The sequence below is a fragment of the Acidocella sp. genome (assembly GCF_036489515.1).
Taxonomy (GTDB): domain Bacteria; phylum Pseudomonadota; class Alphaproteobacteria; order Acetobacterales; family Acetobacteraceae; genus Acidocella.
This window is the reverse complement of sequence record NZ_DASXFO010000092.1, coordinates 1-11,379: the sequence shown is the minus strand read 5'-3', so window position 1 is coordinate 11,379 and position 11,379 is coordinate 1. Positions and strand designations below refer to the sequence as shown.

The 11,379-nt window shown below is 63.7% G+C and carries 8 protein-coding genes; 4 read left to right on the top strand and 4 right to left on the bottom strand.

The window, feature by feature from the left end:
• Nucleotides 1-460 precede the first annotated feature (460 nt).
• The 3 genes from ydiJ to VGG47_RS13520 all read right to left on the bottom strand — a co-directional run bounded on the left by ydiJ (nt 461) and on the right by VGG47_RS13520 (nt 5,887).
• Nucleotides 461-3,496 carry a D-2-hydroxyglutarate dehydrogenase YdiJ gene (gene ydiJ / locus VGG47_RS13530; protein WP_331539437.1) on the bottom strand — a complete coding sequence of 1,012 codons (3,036 nt, stop codon included), beginning with the start codon at nt 3,494-3,496 and terminating at the stop codon, nt 461-463.
• A 169-nt stretch (nt 3,497-3,665) separates the two neighbouring features.
• Nucleotides 3,666-4,574, bottom strand: coding sequence for an amidohydrolase family protein (locus tag VGG47_RS13525; protein ID WP_331539435.1), 909 nt, complete (start codon nt 4,572-4,574; stop codon nt 3,666-3,668).
• The gene (locus tag VGG47_RS13520) at nt 4,571-5,887 is read right to left on the bottom strand and encodes an MFS transporter (RefSeq protein ID WP_331539433.1); all 1,317 of its coding nucleotides are present in this window, start codon (nt 5,885-5,887) and stop codon (nt 4,571-4,573) included. The genes VGG47_RS13525 and VGG47_RS13520 overlap by 4 nt, the downstream gene beginning before the upstream one ends.
• Here VGG47_RS13520 and VGG47_RS13515 point away from each other — a divergent pair.
• Complete coding sequence (locus VGG47_RS13515) at nt 5,877-6,125, top strand: hypothetical protein (RefSeq protein WP_331539431.1); 249 nt, start codon at nt 5,877-5,879, stop codon at nt 6,123-6,125. The genes VGG47_RS13520 and VGG47_RS13515 overlap by 11 nt on opposite strands.
• A 25-nt stretch (nt 6,126-6,150) precedes the next feature.
• Here VGG47_RS13515 and VGG47_RS13510 read toward each other — a convergent pair whose 3' ends face one another.
• The gene (locus tag VGG47_RS13510; protein ID WP_331539429.1) at nt 6,151-7,488 is read right to left on the bottom strand and encodes a PLP-dependent aminotransferase family protein; all 1,338 of its coding nucleotides are present in this window, start codon (nt 7,486-7,488) and stop codon (nt 6,151-6,153) included.
• A 138-nt stretch (nt 7,489-7,626) separates the two neighbouring features.
• On the opposite strand from VGG47_RS13510, the gene VGG47_RS13505 reads away from it, so the two are divergent.
• The 3 genes from VGG47_RS13505 to VGG47_RS13495 form a co-directional block, all read left to right on the top strand.
• Nucleotides 7,627-7,896, top strand: coding sequence for a hypothetical protein (locus VGG47_RS13505; protein WP_331539427.1), 270 nt, complete (start codon nt 7,627-7,629; stop codon nt 7,894-7,896).
• A 23-nt stretch (nt 7,897-7,919) separates the two neighbouring features.
• Nucleotides 7,920-10,202 (top strand): FdhF/YdeP family oxidoreductase, encoded by a 2,283-nt coding sequence (locus VGG47_RS13500; protein WP_331539425.1) that lies wholly within the window; start codon nt 7,920-7,922, stop codon nt 10,200-10,202.
• A gap of 212 nt (nt 10,203-10,414) precedes the next feature.
• The coding region (locus tag VGG47_RS13495) for a permease (protein WP_331539423.1) at nt 10,415-11,379 on the top strand (965 nt) is incomplete at its 3' end.

Here is an 11,379-nt window from a genome sequence, read left to right as displayed (position 1 = left end):
GCGCAGTCCCGAGGCATCCAACTCCATCCGCGTAATTGAAACGGCCATGCCACCCCCCGAACCGATGAGAGAGGAGCGAATCACATCATGCGGATATTGGGAATCCCACACGAGTCAAAAACTGCCGCCGTTGGTATTAGGCTAAGCGGCATTCGATCGAGTTGAGCGCCGACCCAATCATAAAAAGTTTGCATGAGGGTGCTGAACATATCGGTGACGGTCCGCATCGGGGCGAGCCATGCTGTTTGTTCCATGGTCAAAACTATGGCTTGTTGACCGCTTAAGGCAAAAAAGATCGGAACTTTATCGCGCGGTAGTTGTAAGCAAGTAGCCGCTTTTTGAAAAAAGCGGTGCAAAAACTTTTGTTATGCTGGGCCATAGGCGTTGTCGGCGACACAGCCCATGACCCAGATGAACAAAGTTTTTTTGCTTCTTTTTGTTCACAAAAAGAAGTCTTCCCTTAGCTCCTGAGACAAGCGAGCAGCGCCTGCACCGGGTGAGATAAGGCCAAGCCGTCCATCAGTTTGACCTGGGAGCGGCAGGAATACCCCGTCGCCAGCAGGCGTTTTTGCTCCGCATGCGCGGCGACATGGCCGGCCCAGCTCAAGCGGTAGATCTGTTCGGAGGTGGCGCGGTGTTCAGCCTCATGCCCGTAGGTTCCGGCCATGCCGCAGCAGCCGGAAGGGAGGATGCGCAGACGGGCGCCGGTGGCCGCAAAGGCCGCCTGCCAGTCGCGCATGGTGGCGGAAGCGGCCGTGCGTTCCGTGCAGTGCGGCAGCAGGACGAATTCAGCGTCCGTGCGGCCTGCCGGAATGGCGTCCAGATGCCGGCCGAGCCATTCTTGCAACAGCAGCACCGCTGGCGGACGATCCGCGCCGGAAAGAGCGGCATATTCGGCGCGGTAAGTGAGCGTCATCGAGGGGTCGAGCCCGATCAGCTCGACACCGGTTTCGGCAAGGCTACGCAGCATCCGGGCGTTGCGGGCGGCGACGCGCTGGAAGGGGCCGAGGAAGCCATGCACGTGCAGCGGCTTTCCGTTGGGCCGGAACGGTGCGATCCAGGGGCGGAACCCCAGAGCCTGGATGAGGTCGAGTGTGTCGAGGACCAGCCCCGTCTCATACCAGCGCGTGAAGGCGTCCTGCACGAGCACGACGCTGCGCGCCCGCTCCTCGGCCGAAAGAGCGGCCAAGGCGCCGGGCGTGGCAAAGGCAATCCCCCGCACGGCTAACGCCTGCGGCAGAGACATGCGCGAAAAAGCGGGCGTCGCCACCAGGCCCAGTGCCCGCATCCCGGCCTGTCCGGCGCGGCTGTTGGTCATAGCATTGGACAGGCCGCGCAGCGCTCCCAGCGCCGGCAGAAATGTCTCAAGCCACCCGACCAGATAATCGCGCGGGCGCCGCAAGTAGCGGCCGTAATAGAGTTCGAAGACTTTCGCCCGGAAGGTCGGCACGTCCACCTTGATGGGGCACTGTCCCGCGCAGGCCTTGCAGGCGAGGCACCCGTCGAGCGCTTCCCGGACCTCATGCGAGAAGTCCGGCTCTCCGCGCTTTGCTGCAAGGCTATTGCGCAGGCGCGGCAGAAAGGAGCGCCAGGATGAGCCTTCCCGGAGCTTGGCACTTTCAGCTTGGGGGTCGACGCCTTCGGCCGCGAGACGCCGAAGCCATTCCCGCACCAGCGCCGAGCGGCCTTTGGGGGAATGGCGCCGCTCCCGCGTGGCCTTCCAGGACGGGCACATCGGGTCATCTTCATCGTAGTTGAAGCAGGCGCCATTACCGTTGCAGTGCATTGCCTCGTCGACATAATGGCGTGCCGGTTCGGGGATCTGACGGTCGAAGGAGCCTTTGAACGGCACGCCGTCCACCCGCAGCAAATCGCCGCCCTGAGCCGAGGCGATCTTGCCCGGGTTGAAGCGATCGAGCGGATCGAAGGCGCGCTTGATGGCCACCAGGCAGGGATATAACGGGCCGAAGACCCGGGGCACGAATTCGGAGCGGATGCCCTTGCCGTGCTCGCCCCATAGCAATCCGCCGTATTTGGTCGTGAGCGCGATCACCTCTTCGGTGATCTCGCGGATCAGCATCTGCTGCGCCGGGTCCTTGAGGTCGAGCGCCGGGCGTACATGGAGCACGCCCGCATCGACGTGCCCGAACATGCCGTATTCAACCCCGCGGCGATCGAGTGCGGCGCGGAATTCGGCGATATAATCCGCCAGACGCTCAGGCGGAACGACCGTGTCCTCGACGAAAGCCACGGGCCGGGCACGGCCCGCGACATTGCCGAGCAGGCCGACGGCCTTCTTGCGCATGGTCCAGAGGCGCTCGACATCGGCGCCGGTCGCCACGGTGTGGCCGAGCCGGGCCGTGGCGTGCTCGGTCTCGGCGCCGAGAGCGTCTGTCAGGCGGGACACGGCGGACATCACGGCATCAGGATCATCCCCGACGAATTCCACCAGGTTGATGCCGCGGACGGGTGCGCCCGCTTCGTCCGGAAAAAACGGACTGACCTCCGGCCAGATGATGTCGGCGCGCGCCAGGTCCAGCACCTTGGAGTCGATCGTCTCGACCGATGCCGCGCCGAAGCCGGCCAGCGCGCGGGCGTCGCGCAGCGCCGCGTCGAAGCTCGCGTAGCGCAGGTTGACCAAGGCTGAGGCGCGCGGGATGGGCAGAACGCGTAGCTTGGCTTCGGCGATGAAGGCGAGGGTGCCCTCGGACCCGCAAAGAATCGAATTGAGGTTGAAACGGTTCTCGCCGTCGCGGATATGCGCCAGATCGTAGCCCGTGAGGCAGCGGTTGAGTTTCGGGAAGCGTTCGGCAATCAGTGCCGCGTGATCACGCTGAATCTCGTCCACGACACGGTGAATTTCCCCTACGCGATCGGCGCGGGTTTGCAACGAGGCCAGTTCAGAATCGCCCAGCGGACGCGACAGAAACAGGGTGCCGTCATCGAGCACGGTGGAGAGTTCCAGCACGTGGTCACGGGTTTTTCCGTAGAGACATGAGCCCTGACCGCAGGCATCGGTCGAGATCATGCCGCCGATCGTGGCCCGGTTGGAGGTGGAGAGTTCGGGGGCGAAGAACAGGCCGTAGGGCAGCAGGGCGGCGTTGAGCTGGTCTTTGACGACCCCGGCCTCGACCCGCACCCAGCCGCCGCTTACGTCAATTTCCAGGATGCGGTTCATATGCCGCGACAGATCGACCACCACGCCGTGGCCGAGCGACTGCCCGTTGGTGCCGGTGCCGCCGCCGCGCGGCCGCAGCGCGATCGCGGCGTAGTCCGGCAAGGCCAGCGTGCGCGCGGTGCGCACGAGGTCCTCGGTTGAACGTGGGAAGAGGATGGCCTCCGGCATGACCTGATAGATCGAATTATCGGTCGCCAGAACAACGCGGTCCGCGTCCGTGATGCTGATGTCCCCGGTGAAGCCGTCCCGCCGCAGTGCATCGAGAAAGGCCAGGACCGCCGGTTGCGCAGGCGGATGAGATTTGAGACGCGGGATCATGTGTTCACTTTACGCCGGCAGGGCAGAGAGAAAAGCGGCCGCTTTTTGAAAAAAGCGGCGCAAAAACTTTTGGCTAATGCTGGGCCATGGGCGTTGTCACCGACAACGCCCATGGCCCAGGTTAGCAAAGTCTTTTGGCTACTTTTTGTTCACAAAAAGTAGCCTTCCTTTACTTTCCGAAACCATAGAACCGCGCGGGGTTGTCAGTGAGGATGCGGTTGCGGGTGGTTTCGTCGGGGACCCAGTCGGCAAGGAGGTCGAGCAGTTCGCCCACGTTGGGCATGTGTTCCCAGGTGGAGACGTTCGGCCAGTCGGAGCCCCAGACGCAGCGGTCGGGTGCGGCTTCGGCCAAGGCGCGGGCGATCGGGATGGTGTCGGTGTAAGGGAAGCCCGCGCTGGTGACGCGGTACGCGCCGGAGAGCTTCACCCAGGCGCCGTCGCGCACCATGGCGAGCAGGTTCTGGAAGCCGGCATCCTGCACGCCGCCTTTGGCCGGGCGGAGGCCCATATGGTCGAAGATCAGGGGCACGCCGAGGGAAGCAAGCACGGCGCCGTGTTCGGCCAGCACCGCGGCATTGAGGAAGAGCTGAAGGTGCCAGCCCATCTCCCGGCAGATCGCACCGTAGCGCTCGGTGTCCGCGAGGCTGCTTCCGCCTCCGAACAGGGTGTTGATGCGGAGCCCGACGATTCCCGACTCGGCGAGGGTGCGGCATTCGGCCTCGGTAACGGTCGGTTCGACCACGGCAACGCCCTTCAGGCGCTTAGGGTGTGCGCGCAGCGTCTTCAGCATCAGCGAATTGTCGGTGCCGTGGATGCTGATCTGCACGAGCACGCCATGCGCCATGCCGGTGGCGTCCAGCATGTGCAGATACTGCGCCTCGGTCGCGACCGGGGCCGTGTAGCGGCGGTCGGCGGCGAGGGTGGTCTCCGGCGGCAGGCCGACGACATGGGCGTGGGTGTCCACCGCGCCCGTGGGCACGGTGAAGCGGGTCGCGCCGCGCGGTTTTGCGTCCGGCCCGGGGCAAGCGGGGGCGGAATCGGTCGCGAAGGCGAGATGGGCGTTGACGTCGGTCGTCATGCGGGGTCGAGTTCCTTTCCTCTGGTCTCGGGCAGCAGGAGCGCGCCGAGCAGCAACAATCCGTAGGCACAGACGGCGAAGATGGCGATCGCGGTGGCCAGCGACATGGTCGCCGAAAGATAGCCCACCAAGGTCGGAAAAATCGCGCCGATCCCGCGCCCCACATTATAGGCAAAGCCCTGGCCGGAGCCGCGCAGGCGGGTCGGGTAGAGTTCGGTGAGGAACGGGCCGAGGCCGGACAGATACCCCGAGGCGAAGAAGCCAAGCGGGAAGCCGAGCACCAGCATCACGCCGTTCGAGAAGTGCAACTGCGTGTAGAGGATCACCAGCACTGAGGCGCAAATCGCAAACAGGATGAACAGGCGGCGGCGGCCGATGCGGTCGGAAAGCCACGCGCCGGCGAGATAGCCGCTGGTCGCGCCCGCGATCAGGACCAGCAGGTAGCCGGTCGAACCGATGACTGAAAGGCCGCGATCGACGCGCAGAAAGGTCGGCAACCAGGTGGTGACCGCGTAATACCCCCCTTGCGCGCCGGTGCCGAGGATGCCGGCGAAGATCGTGATGCGCAGAATGCCGGGGGAGAAAATCTCCCAGATCGCCGGCGGCTTGTGCGCGGCCGTCGCTTGCGCGGCGGCGCGGGCGTGGATCGCCGGCTCGGGAACCCGGCGCTGCAGCATGAAGATGAAGATCGCGGGCACTGCGCCGAAGCCGAACATCAGGCGCCAGGCGAGATCGGGCGGAGCCAGCGAGTAGCACACGAACTGGAGCAGAACCGCGATGCCCCAGCCCACGCCCCAGCCGGACTGGACCACGCCGACGGCGCGGCCGCGATAGCTCGCGCGGACGGTCTCACCGATCAGCACCGCCCCAGCCGCCCATTCGCCGCCGAAGCCAAAGCCAAGCATGGCGCGCGCCGCGAAAAGCTGACCGTAATTCTGCGCGAAGGCGCTCAGCAGGGTGAAGCCGGCGAACCACAGCACGGTGATCTGCAGGGCGCGAACCCGGCCGATGCGATCGGCCAGGAAGCCGGTCAACCACCCGCCCACGGCTGAGCAGAGCAGCGTGACAGTGACCGCAAGGCCGGCAAACCCGCGGTCGACATGCCAGAGCGGCAGGAGCGTGCCGATCACGAGCGGGTAGATCATGAAATCGGTGGCATCCAGGGTCCAGCCGCTGAAGCAGGCCCAAAAGGTAAGCCGCTCCACACCGGTCATCTTGCCGTAGAAAGTGAACAGGCCGGTATCGCCGGCGCTTGTGTCCGAGCCTTGAACTTGGCCCGGCTGTGGATGGGCCCTATCGTCGATGCCGCTCATTTTGGTCGTCCCTCGTTGGGCGGCGCATTATGCTAACGCCACGTTTTTGTGGCGCGGATCGTCCCATGAAAATGTGCGCAGCACAATGCCGCGTTGCATTAAGGAAGAAAGCGGCCGCTTTTTAAAAAAAAGCGGCGCAAAAATTTTTGGCTATGCTGGGTCATGGGCGATGCCGCCGACAACGCCCATGACCCAAATTAATAAAGTTTTTTTGCTACTTTTTGTTCACAAAAAGTAGGCTTCTCTTCGCTTCGCCGGGCGGTTCAGACCATCATGGCCGAGATCGCCGGTTGATCGCTGAGCAACGTGGCGATGGTCTCCAAGCCCCGGCGTAATTCCGCCAATGAATGCGCCCGCCCCAGGCTGAGGCGCACGGCTTCGGGCGGCGCCTCCAGCGCGAAAACGTCGCTGCTGGTGACGCTGATGCCGCTGGCGTGAAGTTGGTTCATGAACGCCCCGCGCGTCCAGGGTGAGGGCAGGCGCAGCCATAAATGCAAGCCTTCCGGATGGCCGCGGATCATGTCGGGGGGGAGAACGGCCCGGGCGATTTCCTGTCGTTCATTCATTTCCGTGCGGATCGCGGCGAGCACGGCGTCGGCGGTTCCATCCTGGATCCAGCGGGTCGCGATGGCCGCGGTCAAAGGTGAGGTCATGGACATCGTTGCCCGTACCGCCCCGGCCAGGCGGCTTGCGGCGCGGGGGTCGGGGGGCACCACATACGCCACCCTGAGCGCCGGTGAGAGGCATTTGGCCAGGCTCGAAACATAATAAGTGAGTTCCGGCGCAAATGTGGCGAGGGGAGGGGGCGTCTGGCGCGGCAGCATGCCATAGGCGTCGTCCTCGATGATCGAGACCTGGTATTCGCGGGCGATGGCGGCAACCGCCTCCCGGCGATTCGCGGGCATGGTGGCGATCGTCGGATTGTGGAGTGTCGGCGTCGTATAGAGAGCCTTGGGATGGTGCTGCCGGCAGGCCTTCTCGAACGCCTCGGGGATTAGTCCCTCGTCATCCATGGCCACCGGGACGAGGCGCCAGCCCTGATGCGCGGCCAGAGAGCGGAAGCCTGGATAGGTCGTGGTGCCGGCACAGATCGCCTCTCCCGGACCGGCGAGCTGCGCCGCGATCGCGAACAGCGCGCCTTGCGCGCCCGGGCAGACCAGGACGCGCTCTGCGGCGAGCGCCGGGAACTTTCTGGAGAGCCACTGCGCGCCGGCGGCCCGGTCGGACATCGCCCCGCCTGTTTCCTGATAATTCAGGAGCAGATCCAGCCCGCCGGGCGCATTCAGGCTGGTGACCCCCTGCCAGAGGCGCGCAATGAGCTTCTCGTCACGAAAATGTGGGGGCCAGTTCGTGCTCAGATCGATCAAGCCCGGCGCCGCGGCTTTTGTCGGCGGCCCGGGCTGCGCCTTGATATAGGTGCCGAGCCCCACGCGGCCCTCGACCAGGCCCCGACGCTGCGCCTCGGTATAGGCACGGGTGACCGTCGTAAAATCGATACCTAAGGAGTCGGCCAAGCCGCGCTGCGTGGGCAGACGGCTGCCCTCGCGCAGCATCCCCGAGGAAATGTCGGCGGCAAGCGCATCGGCAATGGCGAGGTACACCGGCCCATCCGATTTCCGGATGGCAGGTATCCATACACTTGGATCAACGCCTTTTGTCATTGTCCCTTTCCCGGAAGAGATTTATACGTTCATTATATGCTTTTAATGTCGTCTATTGGTCCATACATAAAGCATATAATGGTGAGTTTCAAGTGGGCAGATCTGCCGGTGGATTATGTTTTATCGTCTGAAACACTCAGCAATGCGCGCGAAGAGGCGGGGCGTGAGCCTTTTGCCAGTATCGGGCGTTTGGGGTGTGGGCTGATGGTTAAGGGCATCCGTCGCGCAGGCGCTGCGCCCGCCAAGACGATCGTTTCAGGTACGCCTGTCGCTTGCCCATGGGCTGGCGCGCTGGCTTGGGTGGCCGGTTTTCATGATCGGCTGATGGTCGATCGCAACCGTGAATAGAATGTAAAAGAAGGAAGGCTTTGATGGCAAAACAACGTAGTGTCCCCGGAATCAAGGACTATCACCACTCAGCCGGCGGTTGGGGGGCGTTGCGCGCCACGGCGAAGGCTGTTCGCGAGCAGATGGGCGTCACCGAGGCGCCGGTGGCGCTCTTTCAGACGAACAAGCCGGACGGCTTCGACTGCCCGGGTTGCGCCTGGCCGGACAAGGAGCACACCTCGACCTTCCAGTTCTGCGAGAACGGCGCCAAGGCGGTAACCTGGGAAGCCACCAAGAAGCGCGTGACACCGGAATTCTTCGAGAAGCACACGGTGACGGAGCTGCTGAAGTGGACGGATCACGAGCTGGAGAATGAAGGTCGTCTGACCGATCCGCTGGCCTATGACCCCGCCACCGACACCTTCAAGCAGGTCTCCTGGGAGCAGGCTTACGCCCGCATCGGCGCGATCCTGCGCAGCCTGCCTGATCCGAACATGGGGGAATTCTACACCTCCGGCCGCGCCTCCAACGAGGCCGCGTTCCTCTATCAGATCTTCGTCCGTGAATACGGCACGAACAATTTCCCCGACTGCTCGAACATGTGCCACGAGGCCACCAGCCAGGGCCTGCCGAAATCCATCGGCCTCGGCAAGGGCACGGTGTCGCTCGACGATTTCGAGCATTGCGAACTGATCATTGCCGTGGGGCATAATCCCGGCACGAACCATCCGCGCATGATGGGCACGCTGCATGAGGTGGCCCGCCGCAAGGTGCCCATCATCGTGCTGAACCCGTTGAAGGAGCGCGCGCTGGAACGGTTTACCGATCCGCAGGACGCCGTGGAAATGGCGAGCTTCGGTTCGACCAAGATTGCCTCCTCCTATTATCAGGTGAAGATCGGCGGCGACGCCGCGGCGATGAAGGGGATCATGAAGGCGCTGGTCGCCATGGATGACGCCGCCGGCGGCACCGTTCTGGACCATGACTTCATCGGCACCCATACCAACGGCATCGAGGCGCTGATCGCCGATCTGCGCGCGACCGAATGGGGCGACATCGAGCGCGCCAGCGGGTTGGCCCGCGCGGATCTGGAGGCGGTCGCTTCTGCCTATGCGAAGTCGAACGCGACGATCATCAGCTACGGCATGGGCGTCACGCAGAACGCCAAAGGCACGGGGAGCGTGCAGCAGCTCGCGAACCTGCTGCTGTTGCGCGGCAACATGGGCAAGCCGGGTGCCGGCATCTGCCCGCTGCGCGGGCATTCCAACGTGCAGGGCGACCGTACCGTCGGCATCACCGAGAAACCGCCCGCCTTCATGCTGGAAAACATCGAGAAAACCTACGGCTTCGTGCCGCCGCAACATCACGGGCACGATGCCGTGGCGGCGATGCAGGCGATCTCCGAGGGGCGCTCGAAAGCGCTGATCTGCCTTGGCGGCAATTTGAGCATTGCATTGCCGGATCCAACGCTCTGCGCCGCCGCGATGCGCCAGCTCGATCTCGCGGTGCATCTCGCCACCAAGCTGAACCGCTCGCATCTGCTGGTCGGCAACGAAACCATCATCCTGCCGGTGCTCGGCCGTACCGAGCGGGATGTGCAGGCGAGCGGCGAGCAGGCGGTCACCGTGGAGGATTCGATGTCCATGGTGCATGCCTCGCGCGGCAAGTTGCCGCCCGCCTCGGAACATCTGCGCTCCGAGCCTTCGATTATCGCCAGCATCGCGATGGCGACCCTGCCGGACAGCAAGGTGCCCTGGCAGGCTTTGATCGCTGATTACGACCTGATCCGCGATGGCATCGAGGCGGTATTTCCCGGTTTCGAAAAATTCAACGAACGGATCCGCATCCCCGGCGGCTTCCGCCTGCCTTTGCCGGCCACAGAGCGTATCTGGAACACGCCCTCGAAAAAGGCCGAATTCATCCCGTTCCGCGGACTCGAGGAGGATCCACGGGCGATAACCGGAAATGTCCTGAAAATGACGACCATCCGCAGCCACGACCAGTACAACACCACAATATACGGTCTGGACGACCGGTATCGCGGCGTGTTCGGGCGGCGCGACGTCGTCTTCATGAACGAGGAGGATCTGGCGGAACGCAACCTCGAACATGGCGATCTCATCACGGTCGAAACCGCTCTGGACACCGACAGCCCGATGCAGCTCAGGGGATTCATCGCCATCGCCCACCAGATCGCCAAAGGTTCGATCGCGGCCTATTACCCGGAAGCGAACGTGCTGGTGCCGCTCGATTACTGCGATAAGGAGAGTGGCACGCCTTCGTACAAATCGGTGCCGGTCCGCATCGTGGCACAACCCGCCACATGACGATTGCGCCAGGCCTTGGCGTGGCGCCGGTGCAAATCCAAGTGAGAGTCAATTCCGTAGAGTAGAAGCTCTCGCGAATGAGGGATGGCAACGTAGACCCCTTCTCTACATCCGGTTCTCTATATCAGGGGGTCTACATCCGGCGCCGTGCATTCGCGTATCACCTCTGTCGGGGCCGCCAACAAACAGCAGCCGATAAACATAGGTTGGTCATGATCAATTCCCTTATGAGTGCTGTGCTTCTGGCTGCCGGAATGGCGTGGCAGATTTTTTGGGCGCTGTGCCTTGGCTTCCTGCTCTCGGGCGTTGTGCAGGCGGTGGTGAACAAGGGGGAGATGAGTCGGCTGCTGCCGGATTCCGGGCCGCGCAGCATCCTGCGCGCCAGCCTGCTCGGCGCGGCCTCATCCTCCTGTTCATATGCCGCGGTGGCGCTGGCGCGCTCGCTGTTCCGCAAGGGGGCCGATTTTAACGCCGCCATGGCATTCCAGTTTGCCTCGACAAACCTGGTGCTGGAGCTGGGGGTGATTCTCGCGGTGCTGATCGGCTGGCGCTTTACCCTCGCCGAATTCGTCGGCGGCGCGATCATGATCGTGCTCCTGGTGCTGCTGTTGCGGGCAACAATGAATGACGGCTTGCGCCGTGAGGCCCGGGCGCAGGCGGACACAAACCGCCAGGGAGCCATGGAGGGTCATGCCCTGATGGATATGTCGGTGGGCGAAGGGCCGCTGCTGCAGCGGGCGCTGTCGCCCAAGGGACTGACGGCGATCAGCCATTATTTCGTTATGGACTGGGCCAGCGTCTGGCTGGATATCGTCGGCGGCCTGCTGATCGCAGGTGCGCTCGGCGCCTGGGTGCCGAACAAATTCTGGCAGGCATTCTTCCTGGTGCAGCACCCGCTCGCGGCAAAGCTTGCCGGGCCGCTGATCGGCCCGCTGGTGGCGGTCGTGTCGTTCGTCTGCTCGGTGGGGAACGTGCCGCTCGCGGCGGTGCTGTGGAATGGCGGGATCAGTTTCGGCGGCGTGGTGTCGTTTTTGTTCGCCGATCTGATCATCCTGCCGATCCTGGATATTTATCGCAAATATTATGGCGGTCGGGTCGCGGCGTTGCTGGCGGTGGTGTTTTACGTCGCCATGGCACTGGCGGGTTACGCCGTCGAGCTGTTGTTCGGCGTGCTGCA

What these genes read in the sequence shown, in the direction of transcription:
- ydiJ (WP_331539437.1), bottom strand. Translation starts at nt 3,496, where the DNA reads ATGATCCCGCGTCTCAAATCTCATCCGCCTGCGCAACCGGCGGTCCTG.
- VGG47_RS13525 (WP_331539435.1), bottom strand. Translation starts at nt 4,574, where the DNA reads ATGACGACCGACGTCAACGCCCATCTCGCCTTCGCGACCGATTCCGCC.
- VGG47_RS13515 (WP_331539431.1), top strand. Translation starts at nt 5,877, where the DNA reads ATGCCGCTCATTTTGGTCGTCCCTCGTTGGGCGGCGCATTATGCTAAC.
- VGG47_RS13520 (WP_331539433.1), bottom strand. Translation starts at nt 5,887, where the DNA reads ATGAGCGGCATCGACGATAGGGCCCATCCACAGCCGGGCCAAGTTCAA.
- VGG47_RS13505 (WP_331539427.1), top strand. Translation starts at nt 7,627, where the DNA reads ATGGTGAGTTTCAAGTGGGCAGATCTGCCGGTGGATTATGTTTTATCG.
- VGG47_RS13500 (WP_331539425.1), top strand. Translation starts at nt 7,920, where the DNA reads ATGGCAAAACAACGTAGTGTCCCCGGAATCAAGGACTATCACCACTCA.